Raw genomic sequence first — 26,187 nt, forward strand, 5'->3', positions numbered from 1 at the left:
CTGCTTTATTGCCTGCCCATCTGGAAAAACACATTCCTCGCACCATTCTGCCCCAGCGCAAAACCTAAATAAATAGGACCGATGAAACTGTTGAAACCGGCAAATAGGCTTGCGCTTTTACGTAAGGAACTCAAGGATATATCGCTGCGTTTATCCCATACATTGCCAGCTTCAAGCGAAGTACCGAGGAACAGGCTTTGGCCTGCCAGGTCAAATTTCACCGCACGCAGCAAATAAGTCAGGCTGCCGTACAGCATATAGTTTCCGGTAAACTGATCCGGCTGATAGGCCGACAATTGCTGGAAACCACCGAGTGTCGAGCCTATGCCACGTATCTCGGTATCATTTTGAAACAGCCCCGCGCCATTGAGTTTCAGGTTGATACTGTGGTTCTCGATACTGGTCGCCCAGGTGGTATTGATGGCCAGTTCCTGGTAATTCTGGTGTGAGCGGTTGGTGCCCAAAAATACATTGCCATCGAATTTATAGCCATAGCGTGGGAAACTGGCATCGCTCAACTGATCAATGACGATGGCTGCTTTCAGGCCGAACTGTTGCAAGTCTGCGCTGGGCAGGGCTTCTGACAGCACATTGCCATTTTCATCGCGATAGAGATAGCCACCGAGTTTTGGCCGGACCCGGTAATGATTGAAATTCAAACCCAGCCTGGCTTCGCCCAGTATGCTTTGTTCACCCAGGCGCAGGGCCAGGTCCAGGCCCAGTTTGTCGCCACGGAAATTGTATTCTGCAATGCGGGTATCGCCGTTATATAAATTTCTGGTGCTTTGTCCAATTTCCGCAAAAGGGGACAGGTACATGCCTTCACGTTCAAATAGCGGTTGCCGCAATTCTGTGTGGAATTTAAGGCTGTTCCCAAATTCAGCATCATTACGCCATTCCAGGCCGCTGTCTGTCAGCCAGGGGCGGCGATGACCTACCTGCAATTTGAAACCACCCGTGCCTTCGAAACCGCTGGATAAAGCCAGGCCAAAGCGCAGGAAGTGTGGCCCCCAGTTGCGGCCATAGGCGTTCACGCGTACGCCATATTCTCCGTCGCGCTCTACCAGTTCATGATTGATGCTGTCAAATTCACGTGCGTTATTCAGGATGGCTAATTTGCGGTTGATTTCTTCAGCCTTGTATTCGCTGCCTGCGGCGATATTCAATTGACGGCGGATATCACTTTCCGGTACCGCACCATTGGTGGCGACATCGACAAACTGAATGTTGATCTTCGGTAGAACGGGGTTCAGACGCATCTGGTGTTTTATTGCGTATAGTTGTGGCGTCACGCTGTAAGCCTGCAAGCGTTGCAATAATTTTTGTGTATCGCTTTCACCGATCGTCACGGCTTCCCTGGAACGTGCAAAATCCATGAAGCTGATATTGCCCAGTTGCGGTTCTATCAAAATATCGTCAGGCCCCAGCAAGGCTTTTTGTGCTTCCACATTTTGCTCGGTCAGTATATTGACCATCTGCTGGCTGATGTTGAACAGGGTTTGCAACTGATCGCGTGGCATCAGGGGCGTGCCTATGTTGACGGCAATCACGATATCGGCCCCCATCTGACGCGCGATATCAACAGGTAAATTCCTCACCAGGCCACCATCAGATAATAAGCGCCCATCGATTTCTACAGGTGCAAATACGCCGGGTGCCGCCATGCTGGCACGTATGGCCTTGTGCAGCGGGCCCTTGCTGAATACCACCATTTTTCCTGTTTCCAGGTCAGTAGCAACAGTACGGAAAGGAATCGGCAGGCGATCAAAATCGATATCCGGCTGCAGGTGAGCAGTCCAGTTTTGCAATAATTCCATGAACTGTGTCGCCTGTACGACACCCGTGGGCAGGCGCACACCGTTGGCACTCAGGCCCAGTGTTGCACCCAACGGATATTGTTCATCTTCTTCACGCACGCTTTGGGGCAGCAGCCGCCGCTCAACGCGATCCAGCGCGATGTCATTGAGTTTCAGCGCATCCAGGCGCTTTTCAATTTCTGTGGCAGAAAAACCGGCCGCATACAGACCACCAACTACAGCACCCATACTGGTTCCGGCAATACAGTCGATGGGAATATGTAATTCTTCCAGCACCTTTAATACCCCCACATGGGCAAAACCACGGGCACCACCACCTGACAAGGCCAGGCATATCCTGGGATTTTTTACCTGCGCATGTTGTACGGTCAGGCTTTCTGCATGCGTGATATCTGTTGCCAAGAGGCAAGTGGAGATGCTGAAAATAATCAAAAATAGTGATTTGGGCATGGCAGGAAGTGAGGAAACATGGAATTCTTGGCTCAGGGTCTATATACTAGCGGAAGCATATTAAACGAGGTTAACTTAGGTTTAATTGCATAAGAGATTATCCTTGCCCTTAGAAAACGACCTATGAACCTACATCAATTGCGTTTTGTTCGCGAAGCTGTGAGACAGAATTTTAATCTGACTGAGGCCGCCAAGGCCTTATTTACTTCACAACCAGGTGTTTCAAAGGCAATTATCGAGTTGGAAGAGGAATTAGGCGTTGATATCTTTACCCGTCATGGCAAGCGTATCCGTGGCTTGACCGAGCCGGGCAGGGCAGTCTTGAAGTCAGTTGAGCTCATCATGCAGGAAATTGATGGCCTGAAACGCATAGGCAAAGAATATGCAGCGCAGGACAGTGGCAGCTTTACCATCGCCACTACCCATACGCAGGCGCGTTATTCCCTGCCAAAAGTGGTGCAGGCCTTCATGCAAAAATACCCGAAGGTAAGATTGTCACTGTTACAGGGCAATCCCAAGCAAATTGCTGAAATGGTCATGCGTGACCAGGCTGACCTGGCCATTGCCACAGAGGCCATCGCCGGATTTGATGGCCTGATTTCGCTGCCATGTTACCAATGGGAGCATGTACTGGTGCTGCCACATGAACATCCCTTGCTGAAATTGAAAAATGTCAGCCTGGAAGAAATTGCCAATTATTCCTTGATCACCTATGACGCAGCCTTTGCGGGGCGTACCAAGATAGATCATGCATTCCAGATACGTAATCTGAAGCCGGATATTTTGCTTGAAGCGATTGATGCCGACGTCATCAAGACCTATGTGGAACTGGGCATGGGCATAGGCATTATTGCCGGCATGGCTTTTGATGCAGAGCGCGACAAGAATTTGCGCGCCGTGCCTGTGGGTCATTTGTTTGGTATAAATGTGTCGCGCGTGGCCATCAAGCAGGGTGCCTATTTGCGCAGCTATATCTACACCTTTATCGAATTGCTGAACCCGACACTGAATCGTAAAATGATAGACAGCGTCATGCAGGGGAATAAGGACACTTACGATTTATGAACATGCAGGCGTTGAGTGAATGGCCCTCAGCACAAAGACAGCAGGTGCAGGGCATTTTGACGGATATCGATGATACCTTCACGACACACGGCAAAATCAGTGTGTCCAGCCTGGATGCGCTGGATCGTGCCAGACTGGCAGGTTTGAAGCGTATTGCTGTTACCGGCAGACCAAGCTACTGGACACTGCCTTTATTAAGATTATGCGATTTTGATGCTGTCATTGCTGAAAATGGTGCCAGTGCTTTCTGGCTGGACAAGCAAGGGCAGCAACAAGCCCAGTTTTATGCAGATGCTGAAACACGTCGCGAGCACAGGCAACAACTGGATGCCTTTGCCGTTGTCATGCAAAGACATTTTCCGCATATACTGCCGGCCGCTGATGCGCCGCAGCGTATCGGCGATCTGGCATTTGATATCGCTGAAAATATTCCGGCGATATCCATGACTGAGCTTGACGAGGTGGTTGCTCTGATGCATGAGCATGGTTTTCATGCCACCACCAGCAGCATCCATGCGCATGCCTCGGTGGTGCCGTTTTCCAAGCAAAGCATGAGTCAGCAGGTATTGGAACAGGTATTTGGCGTTACTGATGAAGCCGCTTGCCGTTCTTATGTATTCATAGGTGATTCGGCCAATGATGCCAGCATGTTTGCGCATTATCCCATGTCGGTGGGGGTGGCCAATGTACGAAAATTTCTTGACCGGTTTGACAGCCATCCGCGTTATGTCACGCAAGCAGAATATGGTGCAGGCTTTGTGGAGCTGGTCGATTTTATGTTGAAAGATAAAAATGAGTGAAAATAAAATGCGCGACTATTACGCGCAACGAGCAAATACTTTGGAAAAAGTGTATCAAAAGCCGGAGCGCCAGCATGACTTGAAAGAAATTCAGGCCAGGGTGACCGATGTGCTGAAAGACCAGCGAGTGCTGGAACTTGCCTGTGGCACCGGTTACTGGACTGAGCGATATGCACCTGTGGCAACATCGGTCCTGGCAACGGACTATAACCAAGCGATGCTGGATGTTGCACAGACCAAGAACTATCCATCTGGCAAGGTGGAATTTGCGGTGGCGGATATTTACGCCATGACAGAAGCCGCAGCCGGCCAATATTCTGCCTGTTTCGCTGGTTTCTTCTGGTCGCATGTGAAACGTGACGAGCAAACCGGCTTGTTGCAGCATCTGAGCAAGATAGCTGGAAAAGGCAATATGCTGGTCTTGATTGATAATAATTATGTCGAGGGCAGCAGTACGACGATAGCCCGCACTGATCTGGAAGGTAATACCTATCAGTTGCGCATGCAGGAAGATGGCAGCCGGGTGGAAATCATCAAGAATTTTCCTACCGATAGTGCGCTGCGCAAAAAATTTGGCTCTGTCGTTCGTGACATACGCATTTTCAGAAATACCTATTACTGGATGCTGACCTGTACGCTGAAGTAGACAATCTACAGTTCTAGTATTGTTCCTCGGAAGCCTGCCGTGCTACATTGCAAGTCGTTTAAAATTTTCTGGAGTAATTCATGGATCTACAAGCTTGCACTGAAGCGATACGCGCTAAAGTTGGTGACGACAGCGGTTTGAATGCGACACTGAAGTTTGATTGTGGCGACAATGGCGTGGTTTTTGTTGATGCGGTGACTGTGCCCAATTCTGTCAGTAATGAAAATCAGGAAGCATCCTGCACAATCACGATCGCACTCGAAGATCTGGCGGCTTTGCTCAATGGCCAATTGAACCCCATGAATGGATTCATGATGGGCAAACTCAAGGTATCTGGCGATATGAGCGTTGCGATGCGCCTGCAAACAGTCGTATAAGACTGTACCTGATTTCGTTCAGGCGCAATGCTTGAAGCATCGTGGTAGTAAAAAACGGCATTTTCAATGCCGTTTTTCATGTGTACCAATTTTTATGCCAAAGACATTGCACCCAGCGCCAGCGCTGAGGTGCCATCGGGATAAAGCGCATCATAACAACGCGTGCAACTGTTGCAAAACAGATGAGAGCGTTTGACGAATTTATAGCGCAGTATCAGTTGTAACTGTACGCCGCTGCAATAAGGGCAGTGCTCGCGCATGCTGCCGGCTGACGGCGCATCTTCAGATTGATAACCTTCATCAATCATCACACCTTCTATCACCTCCCTGGGATCAAGTTGAATCAGGTTAAAATCTGGTGCTCTGGCATTACGCCTTTCTGAATAATTATCTTGCTTTAGGGAAATTTGATTGCTGCTCACTGCCATCATGTTTGCTCCTGAAAAACTTCTGCCCCCTGTTTGCAAAGTGAAAACTGCTTAGGGCAGGCTTTCAATCTAGTAAAATTCAGAACTGAAAACAAGGGAAATAAGACAATATGTCTTCGCCGGAAAATAAACGGATTTTGACCATACAGCCGCACAATTGGCCATGCGAACTACGTGAGACCGACAGTTTGCTGGAAGCAGCCCTGCTTGCTGGCATACGTTTGCCAAATTCATGCCGCAATGGTACTTGTCGTACCTGCATGTGCAAGCTGGTGTCAGGTGAGATCGTATATCGCGTAGAGTGGCCGGGTCTTAGCCTGGAAGAAAAGCAGGAAGGCTGGATTTTGCCCTGTGTGGCGCAGGCACATACTGATGTCGTGCTGGACGTGCCTGCGGCTGTCAACCTGTTTGATGCATCCTGATCTGTTGCTGACACTCACTTATCTGCGGCGTTGCTGCATAGCCCCAGCTTGCTGTCCTGGCGATTCCAGCATGCTGTATTGGCTGTCGGTACCGGATGTGGCACACCTTCATCATCAATGTTAACCAGCCTGGTTTGCCAGGTGATAACCCCTTTTTTATCCAGCTGCAGGCGTAGTATCCAGCCACGGGTCTGCGGCTCATTATCAAGTTCATCCATGACGAAATTGCCCAGGCTGTAAATGATGGGCTTGCCCTGATAATGTTCAACATCCTGTATCACATGCGGGTGGCTGCCAATGACAGCATCGGCACCGGCATCTATCATCAGACGCGCAAGTTGACGCTGGCGCGGGACGGCGACTTTGTCATTTTCCCAGCCCCAGTGCATGAAGGGGATGACCAGATCAGCATGATACAGCTGGCGCGCCTGTTTGATGTCGGATACGACCTGGGTATCTTCGCTCCAGGCGACCCCGGCGGCCTGCGCTTCTGCTTCAAAACTGCGCGGCATAAATTCATCATAGCCTAGCAAGGCAATGCGCAAACCCTTTTTCTCGATGATCAAAGGTGTATGCGCTTCCCGCAAATTGCGCCCACCGCCAAAATGCTGTATCTGCTGCTGATCAAGCAAGCCCAGCATTTGTTCGAAGGCAGCGCGGCCAAAATCGCCCGAATGATTATTGGCAATCGACACCGCATCCACATGCTGCTTCAGGGCTGTCAAGGTGCGCGGATGGGCGCGGAAAGTAAAATTCTTGTCGGCCGGCTCGCCAATGGTGGCAACCACGCATTCGAGATTGACCACGCGAATGTCGGCATTTTTGAACAGGTGGGCAACGGCAAAAAATGGATCCTTGCCATCGGCGATCATCTTTCCTGGCTTGCCATCCAAAACCACATCGCCCGCAAACAGCATACTGACACTGTCATCTGCCTGCACTCTGGCATGCATCAGACTGCAAATGCCAAGCACAGCCAGCAGCACGAAGAGTTTGTTTTTATTTTTCATGGGCTGACCTCTTGCAAGCTACAGTAATACTGCAATTCCCGTTCCACATCGCCGGCATACAAAGAGTTTTTTGGGGTTAGCAGGCTCTCTGTTTCGCTGAGCCTGAACGGTGGCAGGTAAGTCGCCTGATGAATGGGAATATCACTACGCCGGGTTTGAAAGTATGTATACAGCTTGATGGTTTCAATGGCTTGGGCTGTTCCTGTCATCACCGCCTTGAACCTGAAACGTTCGCCAATATTGACCGCGACGATACTGTAAGGGTCTTGTGTTACATAGGTGTCGATGATTTGCGTACTACCGGCATAAGTGACGTGACAACGCAGCAACGGGGAGGCAACAGATGAAAAGCTGGTACAGGCAAGCGCCAGGCCGCATAGCAGACAACGAAAAATGTGCAAAATTTGCGTCTTGTTAGCTGTTTGCATAAAAATGCTGCAATCGTTTGATCGGACGCCGATTATTGCAGCATTTTTAGTTGTTGTGTGGTTAATATTTTCGACTGGCCTCCGCAAATTGCAGAAAATTGGAGGGCACAGAGAAACGTTCGCCATAACGTTCCTGCAATTCACGCGCCCGCAATACAAACAGGCGGCTGCCTACATGGTTGACAAACTGCACCGCACCACCGGTCCATGCGGGAAAGCCTATGCCAAAGATGGAACCGATGTTGGCATCACGCGCAGATTCCAGCACACCTTCATCAAGACAGCGCAGGGTTTCTATCGATTGTATGTACAGGAAGCGGTCACGCAAGTCTTCATACGGTGCCTTAACTCCAGGTTTGCCAAACAGTTTGTCCAGTTCCGGCCACAGATATTTTTTGCCCGCGTTGATAGATGTAGCTTGTGGATATTCATAAAACCCGGCACCAGCCGCTTTACCTGCGCGCTGGTGCTGGTCCAGCATGGCATCGATGACAGGCGCAGACAAAGGCGCTTCCCACGGTATGCCTGCGGCTTCGAGATCGGCCCTGGTCTGTTGTGTTACATGGCGTGTCAGTGTCAGGGACACTTCATCCTGTACCGCTAGCGGGCCAACCGGCATGCCGACAGAAAGGGCAGCATTCTCTATGAGCGCAGCAGGCAGACCCTCGGCCAGCATGGCCAGACCTTCATTGACAAAGCTGGCAAATACCCGGCTGGTGAAAAAGCCGCGTGCATCATTGACGACGATGGGCAATTTGCCGATTTGCAATACAAAGTCATAAGCGCGTGCCAGGGTGTCTGCACTCGTCAGCTTGCCTTTGATAATTTCAACCAGCTGCATTTTTTCTACTGGTGAAAAGAAATGCAGGCCGATGAAGCGCGTGGGATGCGTCACCGCATTGGCGAGGCCTGAAATGGGTAGGGTAGAGGTATTCGATGCCATGATGCCGGTTTCACCCAGAAAAGCTTCTGCTTCTTTGCTGACACTGGCTTTCAGCTCACGACTTTCATAGACTGCTTCGATAATCAGCTCGCAGCCTGCCAGGTCACTGGCTTGTGCCGCAGGCTCAATCAGGTTTAATTGCGCGGTGGCTTTTTCTGCCGTCATGCGCCCCTGGCGGACTTTCTCTTGCCAGCGGCTTGCAACCGCATTCTTACCTTGCATGGCCTTGTCTGCGGTCACGTCTTTTAAAACCGTATGTATGCCACGGGTTGCGCTGACTGCGGCAATACCTGCACCCATCATGCCTGCACCGATGACGCCCAGTTTACTGACAGTCGATTTTTCTATGCCGGGTGGGCGACTTTTTCCAGCATTGATTTCCTGCATCTGGAAGAACAAGCTACCTATCATGTTTTTGGCGATCTGACTGCTTGCCAGTTGTGTGAAATAGCGGCCCTCGATTTTCAGGGCATTGTCGAAGTCGACTTGTGCTCCCTCTACCATGGCCGCCAGTATCGCCTCAGGGGCAGGGTAGTTGCCACGGGTTTTATCGCGCAGCATGGCGGGGGCCAGCATGATCATCTGCATCAGCGCTGGCGAGTGGGCTGCACCGCCGGGCAATTTATAGCCATCGCTGTCCCAGGGCTGTTTTGCCTCGGGATGGGCTAATATCCATTTTCTTGCCTGCGCCAGCATATCGTCAGTATCATTTGCCAGCGCATGTATCAGGCCCGCCTTCAATGCAGCAGAAGGGGATATTTGCTTGCCTTCCAGCAGGTAGGGCATGGCTGCCTGCAAGCCCAGCAGGCGTACGGTGCGCACGACGCCGCCAGCACCGGGTAACAAACCCAGGCCGACTTCAGGAAATCCCAGCCTCGATTTACCCTGGTCTGTGGCGATGCGGTAATGGCAGGCCAGTGCCAGTTCCAGGCCGCCACCCAGTGCGCTGCCATTGATGGCCGCCACGACGGGCTTACCAAATGTTTCCAGCCTGCGCAGCACAGCCTTGTTTTGTTCCACCATCTCAAAGCAGGCTTGCGCGTCTTCTGGCCCTATATTGATCAGTTCGCACAAATCGCCACCCGCAAAAAAACTGTCTTTGGCCGAGCTGATGATCACGCCGCTGACCTGTGATTTTTCCTGTTCCAGTTGTTCGACTGCCTGTACCAGGGCAGCGCGAAAGCCGGCGTTCATGGTATTGACGGTCAAGCCCGGCATATCCATGCACAGGGTAACGATATTGTCTGAGTCTTTGTGATAACTGATCATGTTGCCTGTTTCTCCGGATTTCATACACGTTCTATGATGGTGGCAATGCCCATGCCGCCACCCACGCACAGGGTGATCAGGCCGCGCTTTAACTGGCGTACTTCCAGCTCATCGATAAGACTGCCAAGCAGCATGCAGCCAGTGGCTCCCAGCGGGTGACCAAGTGCAATTGAGCCGCCATTCACGTTGACCTTTTCTTCCGGTACGTGCAGGTCTTTCATGAATTTCATGACGACAGCAGCAAAGGCTTCATTGACTTCGAACAGGTCGATGTCATCAATGCTTAATCCCGCTTTCGCGAGAGCCTTCAGGCTCGCCGGTCCTGGGCCGGTCAGCATGATGGTGGGGTCAGTGCCCGTGACTGCTGAGGCGACTATACGGGCGCGTGGCGTCAAACCCAGGCGTTTGCCCATGTCTGCACTGCCTATCAGTGCCAGTGCTGCACCGTCGACAATGCCAGAAGAATTACCGGCAGTGTGTACATGCTGTATCCGTTCTAGCTGTGGGTATTTGCGGATGGCGACACGATCAAAACCCATCTTGCCAGGTGTCTCAAATGATGCCTTCAATGTCCCCAGAGTTTCCATGCTTGACTGCGGTTTGATGAATTCATCTTCTGCCAGGATGATCAGGCCATTCTGGTCACGTACCGGGCGTAATGACTTGTAGCGTCCCGCCACCCGCGCAGCAGCAGCTTTTTGTTGCGAGCGCAGGGCGAAGGCATCGACATCGTTGCGGCTGAAACCTTCGAGCGTAGCAATCAGGTCAGCCCCTATGCCTTGCGGTAAAAAATCGGTCTGCATACTGGTTTGCGGGTCTGCTGCCCAGGCACCACCGTCCGACCCCATCGGTACACGCGACATGGATTCGACGCCGCCAGCCACGACCAGGTCTTCCCAGCCGGAACGTACTTTTTGTGCTGCCAGGTTGACCGCTTCCAGGCCTGATGCGCAAAAGCGGTTCAACTGCACGCCTGCCACTTTCCAGTCCCAGCCTGCTGCCAGTGCCGCAGTCTTGGCGATATCGGCACCCTGATCCCCGACTGGTGTCACACAGCCCAGCACGACATCATCGATCAGGGATGTGTCCAGTGACAGGCGCTGCTGCATGTCTTGCATCAGTCCTGACAATAATGAAATCGGTTTGACACTGTGCAGAGATCCCTCTTTTTTTCCTTTGCCACGCGGCGTGCGCGGGGCATCAAAAAGATAGGCTTCGTTCATTTTTCTTCTCCTGGGCGATGGCTTTATTGATGCCCAAGTGTAAGATGTTACAATTATTAAAGCAATTGCTTGATTAAATTATTTGATATTTAAAAAATTTAAAGCGCAGCAAATTCACAGTAAATAAAGATCCTAAAAAACACAGGTCGACGATGACAAAACAAATGATTGGTAATCCCGAATTTCAGCATGTACTCAAAATTGTCATTGAGGAAAAAATCCCGTTTTGTAATCTGTTGGGTATGAAGGTGACGTGTTTTGATGCGGATGCCCCGCAACTGTCTATAGATATGCGTGATTCTTTGCTCGGCAATTTTGCTCAGGGCATGCTGCATGGCGGCGTGATTGCCTCACTGCTAGACAGCGTGGCTGGGGTTGCCATTTTGCTGAAGATGGCCGAGCAAAGTCCGCAAGATGATGTCGCTGCCCAGATCAGGGAATTTGGCAAGATGAGCACCATCGATTTGCGTATTGACTATTTGCAACCAGGTCGTGGCAAGCGTTTTGTCGCCACTGCTGAAGTGACTCGTCTGGGCAAGCGTGTCGCCAATGTACTGATGGATTTACGCAATGAAAAGGGCGACCGTATAGCCACAGGTGCAGCGGCATTCATGCTGCATGGAAGAGCTTGAAGCTTTTTTTGCCTTTCTTTGGATTTCTACTAGGATGACATATGTGACGCCCTGCGACGTTATTTAACGTTTTGCCAAAAAGGAGCCTGATATGAGCATACGTCTGGATAATGCCAACGGACTGGCAACTATCGTATTTGACAATCCTGACAATATGAATGTGATGGGTGTTGAAGAAATACGTACCCTGAACCGCCTGACTGCGCAGATTGCTGACGATGCCTCGGTACGTGTTGTCGTCATACGTGCTCAAGGCAAGGTGTTTGGTGCCGGTGGGGATATTGCCAGCTTTCGCCCTGGTGATCCGACATCCCCTGAAGCCATACGTGAAATCGGTGCCGAGCTGAATCAGGCGATCTTGCGCCTGCACAATCTGCCGGCAATCGTGGTCGCGTCAGTTCACGGTGCTGTGGCTGGAGGCAGCATGGGCACCATGAATGCAGCTGATCTTGTAGTGGCAGCAAAAGGTACGCGCTTTAACATGGCCTATGCAAAAATCGGCGCCAGCCCCGATGTCGGTAACACCTGGTTTCTGCCGCGCCTGGTTGGTAACCGAAAAGCCCTGGAATGGTTATTGTTTTCAGAGAATTTCGATGCAGACCAGGCGCTGGCCTTTGGACTGATCAATCTGGTTGTTCCGCCTGAGCAGTTATTCGATGTGACTGAAAAACTGGCCATGCGCCTCTTGCGTGGCCCGCGTGAAACCTATGCGAGGATGAAGCGCCTGATTTACCAGTCAGAAGCAACATCACTTGAACAACAGGTCAATGATGAAATTAATGCATTTGCGTCAGTGACGATGACGCCTGATTTTGCTGAAGGGGTATCCGCCTTCCTGGGCAAGCGGGCAGCCCATTTTGGTTGCAAGCTGAACTGAAGGCAGGCATTTCAGGGAAATTCAGCAGATTTGTCCTATTGCCGCCAAGAAAAACACAGATAAGTTCTGGTAAAAGTGTTTTATTTTACTTTTTTGCGAAATTCTGCGTATAATCGTTCAGTCGTTGAGATTCAAAGTGGTAGTGCAGTATCAGTCTGTCATTTCTTACTTGGTTGAAACGATTTATCGGGCATATGCCCACATTAACTGAAATAGGAAATTGTAATGGCAACAGGTATTGTTAAATGGTTCAATGATTCAAAAGGTTTCGGCTTCATCACTCCAGATGAAGGCGGTGAAGATCTGTTTGCTCATTTCTCCGCTATCCAATCTAACGGCTTCAAATCTTTGAAAGAAAACCAACGCGTTTCTTTTGAAGTAACTACAGGCCCTAAAGGCAAGCAAGCTTCCAACATTCAAGCAATCTAATATTGCTTTGATTGTCAGTTTGGTTCTGCTGTAAAAAATCCCCGAGTTATCGGGGATTTTTTTTGCCCGTTTACAAATTCAATACAAGCCAGACACAAGCTAGTTACAAGCAGGATATAAAATGCTAGCTAAAAACTTGTAAATGTACTTATACTAATCTACGCTCTTCGGCAATAAAGTTGTCCTGCATCAATACTCTCAATCGAAATTTTTGTATCTTGTTTCGGACGGTACGAAACGCAAAAGGGGAAGAAACGATGTTCAATCTGACAATCCGGTTAAGACTGATAGGTACAATGGCTTTCATGGCCGTGATGCTGGTGATTGGTGGTGCTATGGGAGTCTACGGCGTCAGAAACAGTAATGCCGTGATCAAGGATATTTTTTCCAATCAATTACCTTCGGTTGAAGCCTTGGGGCAGTCAAGGGTATTCATCCTGCGCTCCCGAACAGCAATTGACAGGGCAATTGCCCACCCAGATGCCGCTGATAATGCCGACACCATCAAACGGGCTGAAGAATTTCTCGCCAAATCAGACGACTATTGGAAAAAATATCTTGTCTTGCCGCAAGACGAAGCAGAAAAGAAAATTTCAGATGAAGTTGCTGCCTTGCGCGACAAATACATCAAAGAAGCGCATATGCCTATGTTGAATGCCATCAAGGCTGGCAATAAAGATGAGGCAGACAATGTGAACATGAAACTGGTTCCGCCTGCCTTTAGCGCTTATTCAGACAAAATGGCTATATTAAGTGAATATCAATTCACTGGTGCTGCCGATGAACTGCGCGTCAGTGAAAATGAATTCAAAACCTTTATCTGGGTGGATGCGCTGGGAGTGCTTGGCGGATTGATCGCCGTGTTCATTTCTGCCTATTATTTGCTGACTGCCATTTCTCATCCCCTGAAACAGGCGATCTCACAATTTGAAGCCATCGGCAATGGCGATTTGACCAATCAGCTCAAACCCGCATCCAATGATGAAATGGGGCAACTGGTCAGCGGACTGGAAAACATGCGTCAGAGCCTGATGCAAACCGTCACCATGGTGCGGCAATCAAGCTCATCGATTGCCATTTCTTCGGAAGAAATTGCCAATGGCAATATGGATTTGTCTGGTCGTACAGAACAGCAAGCGGCCAGTCTTGAAGAAACCGCTTCGTCCATGGAAGAACTGACTTCCACCGTACAGCAAAATGCCGATAATGCGCGTCAGGCAAATACCCTGGCATCCAATGCCTCTGACGTGGCCAGCAAAGGCGGGCAGGTGGTTGGTGATGTGGTGCATACAATGTCTTCCATTAAAGAAAGCTCGAAGAAAATTGTCGATATCATCGGCGTGATTGATGGTATTGCGTTTCAGACCAATATCCTGGCACTGAATGCGGCAGTGGAAGCAGCACGTGCAGGTGAACAGGGACGTGGGTTTGCCGTCGTGGCGACTGAAGTGCGTAACCTGGCACAGCGTTCTGCCAATGCCGCCAAAGAGATCAAGGAATTGATCAGCAGTTCGGTGGATAAGGTGGAAATTGGTTCGCGCCTGGTTGATGACGCCGGCAAAACCATGGATGAAATTGTCGTTTCCATCAAGAGTGTTGCCGACATCATGGCAGAAATTACCTCAGCCAGCGCAGAACAAAGGGATGGTATCAATCAGGTCAGCCAGGCAATCAGCAAGATGGATGAAGCCACACAGCAAAATGCGGCTCTGGTGGAACAGGCCGCCGCCGCAGCAGCCAGCATGCGTGACCAGGCCGGTAATTTGAATCAGGCGGTCAGTATTTTTAAACTCGATGCGAATGACCATGCACCAGCAAAGACAGCGCTCACTTCACCTGTCAAAGTCGTAGCGAAACAAAGACCCGCGGCACAACGCGCTCCCATGAAATCCTTGTCTGCGAAGTCTTCGACCGATATGGCCGGCACGAAAAAGCAAACCGCTCCTGCTGCGCAAGATGATTGGGAAGAATTTTAATTTGCCAATTGATTAAGCAATCTTTGAACGCAGATAAATTTATCTGCGACTTCTTATTTGGTTAAAGACTTCCATTTTTCCAGCAATTCCCGCAGTGCCTGTGGTTTGTTTTGCGGCGCTGAAAAACCTGCCTGATTCACGGTATTGACGCCATGGCAGGATGCGCATACCCGCATTTCACCACGCTGAAAGGTAATCCAGTTGCGTTCACGCACAACCGCATTGCCGGCCTGATCCGTGGTCTGCCAGGTCAGTGCACGGCCAGCCGGTACAAATGCCGCGGTTGAGCCATCGCTGGCAATGGTAACGCTGCCAGCAGGCGCGTTTTTCTGAATGGAATTATGTGACTTATCCAGATCCCCCGGCATTGCCAGCACCCGTCGGCCGGGCCGGCCAGGATAGGCGCGCAGCAAATCGGCTTCAAAAATCTGGAAAAACGAGACTGGGTAGACTCTGGCGTCGGGGTGAATAGTTGAAATGGTTTTGACGCCCCCAGGCACTTGCAAATTATAGGGTTGCTGCATATCGGCTCTGTCACGGCTGGTTTGATCGCGCGTCACAATCAATGCCAGATTATTTTTCTGCAGCCATGTGCGCAAGTCTGTTTCATTGATGCCTGCTTCCGCCAATACTGCACGCTCTGGTGTTTCCAATGACGATGTTGCCACCCCTGGTTTTTGTTGTGGCCGCAATTCAACCGCGTCCATCTCCCATAGCGCTCCGTGATAATTGATGCGCTTCAGGCCCTCCCACCAACTGAGGGATTTATAGATGCCTTTGCTTAAATGTTCACCCGCGACATACATACCTGTTTGCGCATCCTTATTCAAAAATCGCAAACGTAAATTTTCCAGTGTCTCGCCTTCAGGCGGTGGCAGCCATGTCGAGGTATGGCTGGCGATCAACCTGCCATCAGACAAAGGCAGGGGATTGCGATAGCGCCCACCGGCCAAGCTGTCGTTGGCCGCCGTAGCGGTCACAGCTTGCAAGCTGATTTTTTCGGGATTGAAGCCAGGCGGTGCGTAAAATTTCACCAGATGGTTGCTTGTGAAGGAACCGGATTCACGCGCATCAGTAGCATAGTAAGTGCCGCGGCTGCGCGGGTCTTCGCGCATATGAAATAAACCAGCTTCGTGTCTGAGGGCAAATTGATTTGCATGCAGTGTATCGACAGTATGATTTTTCAAATGTACATCGTCACTGAAGCTGGGCGTCATAAACCCGAATGCCAGTTCATGCTGCCCAACATGATTCAGGGTTTCTTCGCCACTACCATCCTGATTGATTTGCCATGCCGTAAAAAAATTACTGCGAAAGGCGCTGACGTTCCCATACACACTTTTTTCACCCGTTCTTGATTCTGGAAACAGTTCTTTGCGCCCGCCCAGTTTGGCTGATGTTGCTGTCTCATTTTCATAATTGTATGAATTGAAGGGCAGAGCCAGGCCATTTTTCAATGCATCGCGGTCACGGTCAGCCAATTGGTCTTGTTGCAGATGATCCCAGCGTGTGAAGATCACCCTGCCATAGCTGTCGATGATGGGGGTGAATGCGCCGCTGGGTGTATGGCTCAGTATTTTCAGTTGTCCGCTGGCAGGGTCCAGGCTCCATAAACCGCTGATGGTTGGTGTAGCTTCATATTCATCCAGTTGCGGATAGAGATGTGCCTGACCATTGTGTGGTCGGTCAGACGTGAAAATGATGTGTTCGTCGCTGCCATAAACCGGAGAGACATTGTTGTAATTTTTATCTTGATGAGAAACTTTGCTAATGCGCACTTTTTCATTTCTGGCTAAGCCTGTGACCTCATAGATTTGCCAGAACGCCCTGGCCATTTGCCCAGGCGATTGAGGTGCGCCGGTCAACATGCTGAAGACCGCTTTCTTGCCGCTCCAGTGTGAGGCTGGTTCGCGCACGGCAATGGCAGTGGCGCCCTGAAAACCGCTTGCACCTAATCCCGCTTCTTTGGTCAGGTTGCGCAGGCTGCCATCCGGGTAGCGCAGCATCAGATCACCACCACGCGGCACTTGGGCAATACCTGTCATATGGTTGGCAAAAGCCGACAAGCGCGCAGCCTGATCTGTGTGCAGGGGAACCTGAGTGACAAACAGCACAGGGTAGGAGTGCATTGCTGCAAGCGCCTGATGCACATATACGGTCAACGTGGCCGTGCTGATTTTGCCCTGCTGATCAGTCGCCGTCAGTGTATAGGCAGTGCTTATGCCAGGTTGAACCACCATACCCTGCGTGTTGCTGACATCGATGGTTTTTGCCTCATGCACCGCGCCCAGGCTCAGCTTGGCGATTCCTTGTACTTTCCATTTCAACTGATTGACTTCGCCCGCAGAGATAACCGGTTTTTCAGCTTCAAAGGCTAAAATTGCCATTGTCGCGGCTGTCTTATTTTCCGGGCTTTCCTGCGCCTGATTATTTTTTTGTCCGCAGGCGGTAAGGGCCATGCATATTGCAAGAAAACAGTAGCGGACAATATCTTTCATCATTGAGGTGTTTGAGTAGTCGACTGAGGCAGATAGTGGGATTGTAGCCTGACCATGAGATCGCTCTTGAAATCTTTGCAAAATTCAGTCATTCTGACACATGGCAAATTCGGACATCATGAGTTTTGTTTTACCCTGACAAAATTGCAGACGGGGTGTACCCCAGCCCAGGTTTATACCGCAAGTTTTGAAACCTGACTACGTGTTAATTGGAAGCGGGACTGACAATGCAAGCAGCTATGAGTAAGCAAAGAAACAGGCAGCAAACCAGGCACATAAGCAGACAGACAAGCAGACAGGCAATCGCCATGAAATCATTCATGGCAATATTGGCAGGTGTGATTCTGGTTTCTTGCGGTGGCGGTGGGAGCAGTAATGGCATTGCAAGTGGAACTGGTGATGTCATTCCGCCCAAAGAAACGCAGGTGAATGGTCCGGCCTGGTCGGGCTTTGGGCGCAATGCGCAACACGATGCCATGTCAGGTATTGCGACCCAGGCCCTTAACCGCATCGTCTGGAGAACCGCTGTCGATGTGGCGCCGCAATATTCGGCAGGTGGTTATCTGCTTTACCACTATGGCTCTCCTGTGATAACGGCAAAAAATACCGTGATCCTGCCAGTCAAGTCGGCGGCAAATGACACTTACCGGTTTGAAGGGCGTTCGGGCAGCACCGGTAGCCAGCTCTGGCAGGTAAGCAGTGACTATGTCATGCCAGCGCATCGCTGGACACCCAGTTATAACCTGGCACTGACATCTGCCAACCGCATATATGCACCTGGTGCTGGCGGTAAAGTTTACTTCCGCGACGATGCCGATTCTGCCAGTGCGACAACACAGACTACGGCGTTTTATGGCGACGCTGTTTACACCGCATCAAAAGCGGCACTGGATGCCTCGGTGTTTATCAATACGCCGATTACCAGCGATGCGCAAAACAATATCTATTTTGGATTTACCGCAGACGCAGGCAACCCGGCGGGTCTCACCAGCGGTATTGCGCGCATTACTGCGGACGGCAAGGGTAGCTGGGTCAGCGTGAAGAATCTGGTTGGTGACGTTAGTATCACCAAGGCAGCTACCAATAGTGCGCCTGCCATTTCTGCGGATCAGAAAACTGTATACGTCGTCGTGAACGGCAATGCTGGCACCAGTGTGCGCCAGCCTGGTTATTTGCTGGCACTGGACAGTACAACTCTGGCAATCCAGAGCAAGGTCTTGTTAAACGACCCAAAAGAAAAGACCGCTGCATTTGTTTCTGATGACAGTACTGCTTCACCAACAGTCGGCCCTGATGGCGATGTCTATATCGGGGTACTGGAAGCGACCGCCAGCGCGCACAACCAGCGTGGCTGGATGCTGCACTTCAATGCGGATCTGTCGAAAAGCAAGATACCAGGCTCATTTGGCTGGGATGACACGGCATCCATTGTGCCCGCCAGCATGGTCAGCAGTTATAAGGGCAGTTCGTCTTACCTGATCATGGTCAAATACAATAACTATGCCCGTTCCGGTTCTGGTGACGCAAAAAACAAGGTGGCAGTTCTTGACCCCAATACCAGTCAGCAAGACAGTATTTCTGACCAACAGGTGATGACGGAAGTATTGACCGTACTTGGTGCAACGCCTGACCCTAACTATCCGGGTGGGGTCTATGAATGGTGCATTAATACGGCAGCCGTCGACCCGTTCACAAAATCGATATTGGTCAACAGCGAAGATGGCAACTTATACCGCTGGGACCTGACAAGCAATACCCTGAGTGAAAAAATACGCCTCACCAGCGGTCTGGGGGAATCGTATACGCCAACAGCGATCGGACCAGACGGCCAGGTGTATGCAATCAATAATGCCGTGGTGTTTGCCGTCGGCAAATAACAGATCAGAGCGGACCAGAGCAGATCAGCCCAGGGTCAGGATTTTTTCCAGTAATTGGGCTGGCTGTAGGCATGCCTCAGAAAATCGATGAAGGCGCGTATGCGGAGCGGCAGGTGACGCCTTTGCGCAAAAATCGCATAGATGTCATTGCCCGGCGCATTGAATTCATCGAGTACGGTGACCAGTTTGCCTGTGTCGATTTCAGCGCCCACTTCCCACATTGAGCGCCAGGCCAGGCCTTTGCCTGACAAGGCCCAGTCATGCAAGACTTCGCCATCATTACAGACCATATTGCCTTCTACCTTCAGTGTCACATTTTTACCGCTCTGGCGAAAAGTCCAGCCACGCTGGCTGCCGTCGGCGCTGAATGCCAGACAATTATGCCGGCTGAGTTCATCCAGGGTTTGCGGTGTGCCAAAGCGTTTGATATAGGCAGGTGAAGCCACCACGACACGCTTGTTGTCGGCCAGTTTGACGCCGATCAGATTGGAATCGGTCAACGCGGCGATGCGTATAGCCACGTCTATGCCTTCACCGATCAGATCGACAACACGATCGTTCAGGCTTAACGTCAGTTTTACATCGCGGTGTTCACTTAAAAAAGAGGGCATCAATGGGGCCACATGCTGGCGCCCAAAACCCGCCGGGGCTGAAATCGTCAGCGTACCGCTGGCACGGGCGCTGCGTTCTGATACCGCGCCTTCTGCCGCGTCCAGGTCGGCTAGTATGCGCTGACAATCCTCCAGAAAAGCTTCACCCTCATTGGTCAGCGCCAGTTTGCGGGTGGTGCGTTGCAAGAGCTTGACGCCCAGTCGTTCTTCCAGCGCATCCAGGCGGCGGCCTATCATGGCGGGAGCCACACCTTCAGCCCTGGCTGCTGCCGACAGGCTGCCGCGTGTTGCCACTTCTGCAAAAGTAGAGATTTGTTTGAACTGATCCATAAGAGCTTGGCTTCTTGTCTCTTCATTTGCAACTAAAATGAAAAGATGTAGTGATGAAATTCGACGATTATAGTATTTTATATTGAATATACTGCTTTCATGATGATTAGCATTCAATTTTCTACATTCACTCTCGCCTGCGTTTTGTTGGGCATTAAAGAAAACCATGACCATCTCCGCCATTGCCTTTGACGCCTACGGTACCTTGTTCGATGTGTATTCCATCAGCGAACAGGCGGACAAGCTGTTTCCGGGCAAGGGCGGGGCACTGTCTGAACTCTGGCGCGACAAGCAGATTGAATACACGCGTCTGCGTACCATGTGCAGCATGTACAAGCCATTCTGGGAAGTGACACAGGACGCCTTGCTCTTCAGTTGCCAAAAACTGGGGCTGGAGTTGAATCTTGATGCGCAAAATACCCTGATGGGCCAGTATGCGCGGCTGAAAGCTTTTCCTGAAAACCTGCCTGTCCTGCAAGCCTTGCAGGCACAAGACATGAAGATGTCGATTTTATCGAACGGTAACCTGCACATGCTACAGTCTGCTGTCGATGCCGCAGGCATGCAGAGCATATTCAGCCATTTGCTGTCTGTCGAAGTCGTCAAAAAATTCAAGACTGCACCTGAAGCCTATCAAATGGCACCCGATGTATTTGGAGTGCCTGCAAAAAATATTCTGTTTGTATCCAGCAATTGCTGGGATGCCTGTTGTGCGACCTGGTTTGGTTACACCACCTTCTGGGTTAACCGGCAAAATGCGCCGCTGGAACAACTGGGCGTTACGCCGCATGGCGAGGGGCGCACGCTGCAAGACCTGATTCCCTTTATAGCAAAACACCGCAACTGATTTCGTTTTAATTCATTTTTTCTGGAGACCACAATGACACAACTGACTTTACCTGAAGGCATGCAAATCAGCGGCGAAATCAAGCCAGGCTTTGCCGAAATTTTGACACCAGAAGCCCTGACTCTGGTTGCCAAGCTGAGTCGCGCGTTTGAGCCGCGCCGTCAGGAATTGTTGGCTGCCCGTGTAGAACGTGCGAAACGCCTGGATGCCGGTGAAACACCAGACTTCTTGCCAGAAACCCTGCATATCCGCGAAGGCGACTGGAAGATCGCGCCTATCCCCAAAGCACTGGAATGCCGCCGTGTAGAAATCACCGGCCCGGTAGAGCGCAAGATGGTCATTAACGCCTTTAACTCTGGCGCTGACAGCTACATGACAGACTTTGAAGATTCCAATACACCAAACTGGGATAACCAGATCACTGGCCAGATCAATATGCGCGACGCCGTGCGCCGCACCATCAGCCTGGAACAAAATGGCAAATCCTACAAACTGAACGACAAGATCGCCACTCTGGTCGTACGCCCTCGTGGCTGGCACCTTGATGAAAAGCATGTGCTGGTCGATGGCAAGCGCATCTCTGGCGGCATTTTTGATTTTGCCCTGTTTCTGTTCCATAACGCCAAAGAACAACTGGCACGTGGCGCTGGCCCTTACTTCTATTTGCCTAAGATGGAATCGCACCTGGAAGCGCGCCTGTGGAACGATATCTTCGTCATGGCACAACATGAAATTGGCCTGGCACAAGGCACCATCAAGGCCACAGTGCTGATCGAAACCATCGTTGCTGCCTTCGAGATGGATGAGATTTTGTATGAGCTGCGCGAACACAGCTCCGGCCTGAACGCTGGTCGCTGGGATTACATTTTCTCTTGTATCAAGAAATTCAAGAACGACAAAGACTTCTGCCTGGCAGACCGTGCCAAGGTCACGATGACAGCACCGTTCATGCGTTCGTATGCGCTGCTGTTGCTGAAAACCTGCCACAAGCGCAATGCACCAGCTATCGGCGGCATGGCAGCGCTGATCCCTATCAAGAACGATCCAGAGAAAAACGATATCGCCATGGGTGGTGTGCGCACTGACAAAGCCCGCGACGCAACTGATGGTTACGATGGCGGCTGGGTAGCGCATCCAGGTCTGGTCGAGCTGGCGATGACAGAGTTCAAGAAAGTATTGGGCGACGCACCTAACCAGATCTCCAAACAACGCCCAGATATCGAAGTCAGCGCCAAAGACTTGCTTAACTTCCAGCCTGAGACACCGATCACTGAAGCGGGCCTGCGTTACAACATCAACGTCGGCATCCATTACCTCGGCGCATGGCTGGCGGGTAATGGCTGCGTGCCTATCCATAACCTCATGGAAGATGCGGCAACAGCAGAAATCAGCCGTTCACAAGTCTGGCAATGGATACGCTCTGCCAAGGGTAATCTGGAAGATGGCCGCAAGGTCACTGCCGACATGGTCCGTGCGATGATCCCGGAAGAACTGGTGAAGGTAAAAGAAATCGCAGGCAATGGTGCCACTTATGACCGCGCAGCGCAAATCTTTGAAGAGATGTCGACTTCTGAAGATTTTGCTGAATTCCTGACTTTGCCTTTGTACGAAGAAATTTGATGTAAAGCCAGATATGCCGTTTGTGCGGCACTGACAAGAAAACGACCTCATGCAGGTCGTTTTTTGTTTTCCGATGTGTTTCTTCAAGGGCTTTGTTTCTACTCATCGACAGGCACAAATGTGAAAACTTTGAAAAACATGGTTAACTATTCGACCAGTCATGTTTTTATCTGCGTTTGCATCACAAATTTTAACAATAAGGCAAGATAAATTTGCTATATTGGCGCTTGCTGTGCCTTGTTCTGCATACCGTAAAACTGGTAGGGGTACAGATAGACAGGCAAATATGAATAATCTCTTTCAATAGAAAAGTGAGCGAACAAATGAAACAATACGGTGCTGAATTTTTAGGAACATTCTGGCTGGTGCTGGGTGGGTGCGGCAGTGCTGTGCTGGCAGCGGCTTTTCCTGGTGTAGGCATAGGTTTGCATGGCGTGTCGCTGGCGTTTGGCCTGACGGTACTGACGATGGCATATGCAATTGGCCATATCTCTGGTTGCCATCTGAATCCAGCTGTGTCGATAGGTCTATGGGCAGGGGGACGTTTTCCCGCTAACAAGCTACTGCCCTATATTGTTGCGCAAGTATTGGGGGGTATCGTTGCGGGCGGTGTCCTGTACCTGATCGCCAGTGGCAAGGCGGGTTTTGACGTGTCTGCCGGTTTTGCTTCGAATGGTTTTGCCGAGCATTCGCCCGGTGGTTATTCGATGGTGGCTGCACTGGTGACTGAAGTGGTCATGACCATGATGTTCCTGGTGATCATCCTGGGCGCAACGGATAGCCGCGCACCGCAGGGTTTTGCACCTATCGCCATCGGCCTGGGCTTGACGCTGATTCACCTGATCAGTATCCCGGTGACCAATACTTCGGTCAATCCTGCCCGTAGTACCGGCGTGGCCCTGTATGTTGGTGGCTGGGCTATACAGCAGTTATGGTTATTCTGGGTTGCCCCCATCGTTGGTGCGGTTCTGGGCGCGGTCAGCTATAAAGCCATTGCTGGCGAAGCAAAATAAGTTTGTCACGCAGAAGACCCTGCCGGTGCCGGGATAATTTCCCCACTGGCAGGCAAGGCGAAAGTGGGCATGATATCCTTGGACCTTCTGTTTAACGACAAACATCATGCCCAGCAATCTCATTAATTCTGCCGACCTTATTGCCGCCACTGAACAATGGCTTGAAAAAACCGTTATTGGTTTGAACCTCTGCCCATTCGCCAAGGCAGTCCAGGTCAAGCAGCAAATTCGCTATGTGGTCAGCCAGGCGCGTACGCCAGAAGCTTTGCTCGAAGACCTGGAACGTGAACTGGAATTATTGGCAGAAGCCAATCCGGAAAAAATAGAGACCACGCTGCTGATACACCCCATGGCATTGAATGATTTTCTGGATTTCAATGATTTCCTCGATGTCGCTGATGGCATGCTCGAAGAACTGGAACTGGACGGTCAATTGCAGATCGCCAGTTTCCACCCTGACTATCAGTTTGCCGGCACAGAGGCGGACGATATTGAAAACTATACCAATCGCTCGCCTTATCCGACCCTGCATATTTTGCGTGAAGAAGGCATAGACAAGGCAGTGCTGGCCTTTCCTGAAGCGGAGCAGATCTACGAAAAAAACATGGAAACCATGCGTGAACTGGGTCACGAAGGCTGGCGGCGTTTGTTTTCCACTTACGTTAAGAAATAATTGCAAACGAATCTGGCAAACCAATTGAATTCTTATATTGATATGCAAATAAGTAATTTGTAATTGCTTTGTCGATTAGCTGGTAAATTATCTGCACGAAGGATTTCTGATTTTTAATACTGGCGGGGAGTATGTGATTTTAAAGCTCGTGATTTCATAGCTTGTTTTTCAATAGCGTACGTCATACTCCCCGTAAAATTCTGCATTTCAAAATGATTTATACGAATCTGGCTGCACCAGCCAGCTAGTCATTCGCATATTTCATATCAAATCCCTTGTTCTAATACACATATTTCTGAAGAAAATTTATTTTCATGGCGCGCGCAACCAGCGTTTGTTCAGGATTTCTGTATTGCAGTGCCTTGTTATTTTGCAGAGCAGCATGTACAGTAAGAGGTTGATTTCACGAATTTTTCACCCTTTAGTTTTCTATATCTATGGCTTTAATCGTCCACAAATACGGCGGTACTTCGATGGGTTCGACAGAACGTATCAAGAACGTCGCCAAGCGCGTCGCCAAATGGCATGATGCCGGTCACCAGATAGTCGTGGTGCCTTCTGCAATGTCAGGCGAAACCAATCGTATCATCGGCCTGGCAAAAGAAATTTCAGCCCAGCCTGACCCACGCGAACTTGACATGATTGCCTCTACCGGCGAACAGGTCTCGGTCGGTTTGCTGGCCATTGCCTTGCAGGCGATAGGCAAGCAGGCTGTGTCTTACGCAGGCTGGCAAGTTGCCATCAAGACTGATTCTGCCCACACCAAGGCCAGGATCGCTTCGATTGATGAAACCAAGGTCAAGGCTGACCTCGATGCAGGCAAGATCGTCATCATTACAGGCTTTCAGGGTGTTGATGAACTGGGTAATATCACGACCCTGGGTCGTGGTGGTTCTGATACCTCTGCAGTGGCTGTTGCGGCAGCGTTGAAGGCACAGGAATGCCTGATTTATACGGACGTTGATGGCGTTTACACGACCGACCCACGTGTCGTGTCTGATGCGCGCCGTCTCAATACCGTCACCTTTGAAGAAATGCTGGAAATGGCTTCGCTGGGTTCCAAAGTGCTGCAAATCCGCTCTGTCGAATTTGCTGGTAACTACCGCATGCCGACCCGCGTCTTGTCATCACTGACTGACCCATTAATACCGCTGGAAGAAGAAGCGAATTCCGGCACCCTGATTTCGTTTGAGGAAGATACACACATGGAACAAGCTACCATCACCGGCATCGCGTTTAACCGTGATGAAGCAAAGATCACCGTTTTAGGTGTGCCAGACAGACCAGGCATCGCCTATCAGATCCTGGGCCCGGTTGCCGATGCCAATATCGAAGTCGATATGATCATCCAGAACCAGTCCGTCGAAGGCAAGACCGATTTTACTTTCACCGTACCACGTGGCGAATATACCAAAGCCATGGAAGTGCTGGAAGGCAGCGTCAAGGCGCATATCGGTGCGGGCAGCATCGTTGGTGACTCCAAGGTGTCCAAAGTGTCTGTCGTGGGTGTGGGCATGCGTAGCCATGTTGGTATCGCTTCCCAGATGTTCCGTACCCTGTCAGAAGAAAGCATCAATATCCAGATGATTTCTACTTCCGAAATCAAAATCTCGGTCTTGATCGATGAAAAATACATGGAACTGGCAGTGCGCGCCCTGCATAAAGCCTTTGGTCTGGAAAACGCATAAAATTTTTTCTGACTTGCCTGTTGACCAAAGTCACACAAGCAGCTATTATCACGGTCTCAATTACAGCTGAGTTTTTAGCGGTTGTGAGTGTGGAGATGTGGCCGAGTGGCCGAAGGCACTTCCCTGCTAAGGAAGCATTTGGGGTAACCTGAATCGTGAGTTCGAATCTCACCATCTCCGCCAGCAATACTGAAAAAGCCCTTGGTTTTCCAAGGGCTTTTTCTTTTCCTGTCCGACA

Annotated in this window: 23 protein-coding genes and 1 tRNA gene; 16 read left to right on the forward strand and 8 right to left on the reverse strand. The window is 50.5% G+C overall.

The features are described 5' to 3' along the window. Nucleotides 1-5: 5 nt before the first annotated feature. On the reverse strand, nt 6-2,267 hold the full coding sequence (locus ACO0LH_RS20045) for a patatin-like phospholipase family protein (RefSeq protein ID WP_422942912.1): 2,262 nt from the start codon (nt 2,265-2,267) through the stop codon (nt 6-8). Nucleotides 2,268-2,390: 123 nt separating this feature from the next. Here ACO0LH_RS20045 and ACO0LH_RS20050 point away from each other — a divergent pair, with 123 nt between their 5' ends. From ACO0LH_RS20050 to ACO0LH_RS20065, 4 genes are all read left to right on the forward strand, one after another. Beyond that, nucleotides 2,391-3,332 carry a CysB family HTH-type transcriptional regulator gene (locus ACO0LH_RS20050; RefSeq protein WP_422942913.1) on the forward strand — a complete coding sequence of 314 codons (942 nt, stop codon included), beginning with the start codon at nt 2,391-2,393 and terminating at the stop codon, nt 3,330-3,332. Further along, the gene (locus ACO0LH_RS20055) at nt 3,329-4,132 is read left to right on the forward strand and encodes an HAD family hydrolase (protein ID WP_422942914.1); all 804 of its coding nucleotides are present in this window, start codon (nt 3,329-3,331) and stop codon (nt 4,130-4,132) included. The genes ACO0LH_RS20050 and ACO0LH_RS20055 overlap by 4 nt, the downstream gene beginning before the upstream one ends. Further along, nucleotides 4,125-4,778, forward strand: coding sequence for a class I SAM-dependent methyltransferase (locus ACO0LH_RS20060; RefSeq protein WP_422942915.1), 654 nt, complete (start codon nt 4,125-4,127; stop codon nt 4,776-4,778). Before ACO0LH_RS20055 ends, ACO0LH_RS20060 begins: the two co-directional genes overlap by 8 nt. Before the next feature lie 80 nt (nt 4,779-4,858). Continuing rightward, a complete protein-coding gene (locus ACO0LH_RS20065) occupies nt 4,859-5,155 on the forward strand; it encodes an SCP2 sterol-binding domain-containing protein (protein WP_422942916.1) in 297 nt (98 codons plus the stop codon). Between the two features lie 92 nt (nt 5,156-5,247). On the opposite strand, the gene ACO0LH_RS20070 is transcribed toward ACO0LH_RS20065, so the two are convergent. Then, nucleotides 5,248-5,586, reverse strand: a complete 339-nt coding sequence (locus tag ACO0LH_RS20070) for a hypothetical protein (RefSeq protein ID WP_422942917.1) — start codon at nt 5,584-5,586, stop codon at nt 5,248-5,250. A gap of 107 nt (nt 5,587-5,693) precedes the next feature. Here ACO0LH_RS20070 and ACO0LH_RS20075 point away from each other — a divergent pair, with 107 nt between their 5' ends. Further along, nucleotides 5,694-6,005, forward strand: coding sequence for a 2Fe-2S iron-sulfur cluster-binding protein (locus ACO0LH_RS20075; protein WP_422942918.1), 312 nt, complete (start codon nt 5,694-5,696; stop codon nt 6,003-6,005). 14 nt (nt 6,006-6,019) lie between these two features. Here the strand turns inward: ACO0LH_RS20075 and ACO0LH_RS20080 are convergent, their stop codons facing one another. The 4 genes from ACO0LH_RS20080 to ACO0LH_RS20095 form a co-directional block, all read right to left on the reverse strand. Further along, nucleotides 6,020-7,015 (reverse strand): CapA family protein, encoded by a 996-nt coding sequence (locus ACO0LH_RS20080; protein WP_422942919.1) that lies wholly within the window; start codon nt 7,013-7,015, stop codon nt 6,020-6,022. Then, nucleotides 7,012-7,443 (reverse strand): hypothetical protein, encoded by a 432-nt coding sequence (locus tag ACO0LH_RS20085; protein WP_422942920.1) that lies wholly within the window; start codon nt 7,441-7,443, stop codon nt 7,012-7,014. Before ACO0LH_RS20085 ends, ACO0LH_RS20080 begins: the two co-directional genes overlap by 4 nt. Nucleotides 7,444-7,504: 61 nt before the next feature. Beyond that, nucleotides 7,505-9,655 carry a 3-hydroxyacyl-CoA dehydrogenase NAD-binding domain-containing protein gene (locus ACO0LH_RS20090; RefSeq protein WP_422942921.1) on the reverse strand — a complete coding sequence of 717 codons (2,151 nt, stop codon included), beginning with the start codon at nt 9,653-9,655 and terminating at the stop codon, nt 7,505-7,507. A 20-nt stretch (nt 9,656-9,675) separates the two neighbouring features. Then, entirely contained in the window at nt 9,676-10,878 is a 1,203-nt protein-coding gene (locus ACO0LH_RS20095) for an acetyl-CoA C-acetyltransferase (protein WP_422942922.1), read from the reverse strand. A 152-nt stretch (nt 10,879-11,030) separates the two neighbouring features. On the opposite strand from ACO0LH_RS20095, the gene ACO0LH_RS20100 reads away from it, so the two are divergent. The 4 genes from ACO0LH_RS20100 (at nt 11,031) to ACO0LH_RS20115 (ending at nt 14,792) form a co-directional block, all read left to right on the forward strand. Continuing rightward, entirely contained in the window at nt 11,031-11,510 is a 480-nt protein-coding gene (locus tag ACO0LH_RS20100) for a thioesterase family protein (RefSeq protein WP_422942923.1), read from the forward strand. A gap of 91 nt (nt 11,511-11,601) precedes the next feature. Next, nucleotides 11,602-12,387 carry an enoyl-CoA hydratase/isomerase family protein gene (locus ACO0LH_RS20105; RefSeq protein WP_422942924.1) on the forward strand — a complete coding sequence of 262 codons (786 nt, stop codon included), beginning with the start codon at nt 11,602-11,604 and terminating at the stop codon, nt 12,385-12,387. A gap of 225 nt (nt 12,388-12,612) precedes the next feature. After that, on the forward strand, nt 12,613-12,816 hold the full coding sequence (locus tag ACO0LH_RS20110; RefSeq protein ID WP_007878889.1) for a cold-shock protein: 204 nt from the start codon (nt 12,613-12,615) through the stop codon (nt 12,814-12,816). 257 nt (nt 12,817-13,073) lie between these two features. Next, nucleotides 13,074-14,792 carry a methyl-accepting chemotaxis protein gene (locus ACO0LH_RS20115; RefSeq protein WP_422942925.1) on the forward strand — a complete coding sequence of 573 codons (1,719 nt, stop codon included), beginning with the start codon at nt 13,074-13,076 and terminating at the stop codon, nt 14,790-14,792. A 53-nt stretch (nt 14,793-14,845) separates the two neighbouring features. Here the strand turns inward: ACO0LH_RS20115 and ACO0LH_RS20120 are convergent, their stop codons facing one another. Further along, nucleotides 14,846-17,251, reverse strand: a complete 2,406-nt coding sequence (locus ACO0LH_RS20120) for a hypothetical protein (protein WP_422942926.1) — start codon at nt 17,249-17,251, stop codon at nt 14,846-14,848. 347 nt (nt 17,252-17,598) lie between these two features. Here ACO0LH_RS20120 and ACO0LH_RS20125 point away from each other — a divergent pair, with 347 nt between their 5' ends. Further along, a complete protein-coding gene (locus ACO0LH_RS20125; RefSeq protein ID WP_422942927.1) occupies nt 17,599-19,167 on the forward strand; it encodes a hypothetical protein in 1,569 nt (522 codons plus the stop codon). A gap of 35 nt (nt 19,168-19,202) precedes the next feature. Here the strand turns inward: ACO0LH_RS20125 and ACO0LH_RS20130 are convergent, their stop codons facing one another. Continuing rightward, entirely contained in the window at nt 19,203-20,108 is a 906-nt protein-coding gene (locus tag ACO0LH_RS20130) for a LysR family transcriptional regulator (protein ID WP_422942928.1), read from the reverse strand. A gap of 166 nt (nt 20,109-20,274) precedes the next feature. Here ACO0LH_RS20130 and ACO0LH_RS20135 point away from each other — a divergent pair, with 166 nt between their 5' ends. The 6 genes from ACO0LH_RS20135 (at nt 20,275) to ACO0LH_RS20160 (ending at nt 26,132) form a co-directional block, all read left to right on the forward strand. After that, entirely contained in the window at nt 20,275-20,955 is a 681-nt protein-coding gene (locus ACO0LH_RS20135; RefSeq protein ID WP_422942929.1) for a haloacid dehalogenase type II, read from the forward strand. 33 nt (nt 20,956-20,988) lie between these two features. Next, complete coding sequence (gene aceB, locus ACO0LH_RS20140; RefSeq protein WP_422942930.1) at nt 20,989-22,575, forward strand: malate synthase A; 1,587 nt, start codon at nt 20,989-20,991, stop codon at nt 22,573-22,575. A 323-nt stretch (nt 22,576-22,898) separates the two neighbouring features. Further along, a complete protein-coding gene (gene aqpZ / locus ACO0LH_RS20145; RefSeq protein WP_422942931.1) occupies nt 22,899-23,588 on the forward strand; it encodes an aquaporin Z in 690 nt (229 codons plus the stop codon). A 106-nt stretch (nt 23,589-23,694) separates the two neighbouring features. After that, the gene (locus tag ACO0LH_RS20150; RefSeq protein ID WP_422942932.1) at nt 23,695-24,261 is read left to right on the forward strand and encodes a DUF1415 domain-containing protein; all 567 of its coding nucleotides are present in this window, start codon (nt 23,695-23,697) and stop codon (nt 24,259-24,261) included. Nucleotides 24,262-24,698: 437 nt separating this feature from the next. Then, nucleotides 24,699-25,949 (forward strand): aspartate kinase, encoded by a 1,251-nt coding sequence (locus tag ACO0LH_RS20155; RefSeq protein WP_422942933.1) that lies wholly within the window; start codon nt 24,699-24,701, stop codon nt 25,947-25,949. 91 nt (nt 25,950-26,040) lie between these two features. Next, nucleotides 26,041-26,132 (forward strand) — tRNA-Ser (locus ACO0LH_RS20160). Nucleotides 26,133-26,187: the final 55 nt, after the last annotated feature.

This window comes from Undibacterium sp. TJN19 (assembly GCF_049339485.1).
Classification (GTDB): domain Bacteria; phylum Pseudomonadota; class Gammaproteobacteria; order Burkholderiales; family Burkholderiaceae_D; genus Undibacterium.

What these genes read in the sequence shown, in the direction of transcription:
- ACO0LH_RS20045 (WP_422942912.1), bottom strand. Translation starts at nt 2,267, where the DNA reads ATGCCCAAATCACTATTTTTGATTATTTTCAGCATCTCCACTTGCCTC.
- ACO0LH_RS20050 (WP_422942913.1), top strand. Translation starts at nt 2,391, where the DNA reads ATGAACCTACATCAATTGCGTTTTGTTCGCGAAGCTGTGAGACAGAAT.
- ACO0LH_RS20055 (WP_422942914.1), top strand. Translation starts at nt 3,329, where the DNA reads ATGAACATGCAGGCGTTGAGTGAATGGCCCTCAGCACAAAGACAGCAG.
- ACO0LH_RS20060 (WP_422942915.1), top strand. Translation starts at nt 4,125, where the DNA reads ATGAGTGAAAATAAAATGCGCGACTATTACGCGCAACGAGCAAATACT.
- ACO0LH_RS20065 (WP_422942916.1), top strand. Translation starts at nt 4,859, where the DNA reads ATGGATCTACAAGCTTGCACTGAAGCGATACGCGCTAAAGTTGGTGAC.
- ACO0LH_RS20070 (WP_422942917.1), bottom strand. Translation starts at nt 5,586, where the DNA reads ATGATGGCAGTGAGCAGCAATCAAATTTCCCTAAAGCAAGATAATTAT.
- ACO0LH_RS20075 (WP_422942918.1), top strand. Translation starts at nt 5,694, where the DNA reads ATGTCTTCGCCGGAAAATAAACGGATTTTGACCATACAGCCGCACAAT.
- ACO0LH_RS20080 (WP_422942919.1), bottom strand. Translation starts at nt 7,015, where the DNA reads ATGAAAAATAAAAACAAACTCTTCGTGCTGCTGGCTGTGCTTGGCATT.
- ACO0LH_RS20085 (WP_422942920.1), bottom strand. Translation starts at nt 7,443, where the DNA reads ATGCAAACAGCTAACAAGACGCAAATTTTGCACATTTTTCGTTGTCTG.
- ACO0LH_RS20090 (WP_422942921.1), bottom strand. Translation starts at nt 9,655, where the DNA reads ATGATCAGTTATCACAAAGACTCAGACAATATCGTTACCCTGTGCATG.
- ACO0LH_RS20095 (WP_422942922.1), bottom strand. Translation starts at nt 10,878, where the DNA reads ATGAACGAAGCCTATCTTTTTGATGCCCCGCGCACGCCGCGTGGCAAA.
- ACO0LH_RS20100 (WP_422942923.1), top strand. Translation starts at nt 11,031, where the DNA reads ATGACAAAACAAATGATTGGTAATCCCGAATTTCAGCATGTACTCAAA.
- ACO0LH_RS20105 (WP_422942924.1), top strand. Translation starts at nt 11,602, where the DNA reads ATGAGCATACGTCTGGATAATGCCAACGGACTGGCAACTATCGTATTT.
- ACO0LH_RS20110 (WP_007878889.1), top strand. Translation starts at nt 12,613, where the DNA reads ATGGCAACAGGTATTGTTAAATGGTTCAATGATTCAAAAGGTTTCGGC.
- ACO0LH_RS20115 (WP_422942925.1), top strand. Translation starts at nt 13,074, where the DNA reads ATGTTCAATCTGACAATCCGGTTAAGACTGATAGGTACAATGGCTTTC.
- ACO0LH_RS20120 (WP_422942926.1), bottom strand. Translation starts at nt 17,251, where the DNA reads ATGGCCCTTACCGCCTGCGGACAAAAAAATAATCAGGCGCAGGAAAGC.
- ACO0LH_RS20125 (WP_422942927.1), top strand. Translation starts at nt 17,599, where the DNA reads ATGAAATCATTCATGGCAATATTGGCAGGTGTGATTCTGGTTTCTTGC.
- ACO0LH_RS20130 (WP_422942928.1), bottom strand. Translation starts at nt 20,108, where the DNA reads ATGGATCAGTTCAAACAAATCTCTACTTTTGCAGAAGTGGCAACACGC.
- ACO0LH_RS20135 (WP_422942929.1), top strand. Translation starts at nt 20,275, where the DNA reads ATGACCATCTCCGCCATTGCCTTTGACGCCTACGGTACCTTGTTCGAT.
- aceB (WP_422942930.1), top strand. Translation starts at nt 20,989, where the DNA reads ATGACACAACTGACTTTACCTGAAGGCATGCAAATCAGCGGCGAAATC.
- aqpZ (WP_422942931.1), top strand. Translation starts at nt 22,899, where the DNA reads ATGAAACAATACGGTGCTGAATTTTTAGGAACATTCTGGCTGGTGCTG.
- ACO0LH_RS20150 (WP_422942932.1), top strand. Translation starts at nt 23,695, where the DNA reads ATGCCCAGCAATCTCATTAATTCTGCCGACCTTATTGCCGCCACTGAA.
- ACO0LH_RS20155 (WP_422942933.1), top strand. Translation starts at nt 24,699, where the DNA reads ATGGCTTTAATCGTCCACAAATACGGCGGTACTTCGATGGGTTCGACA.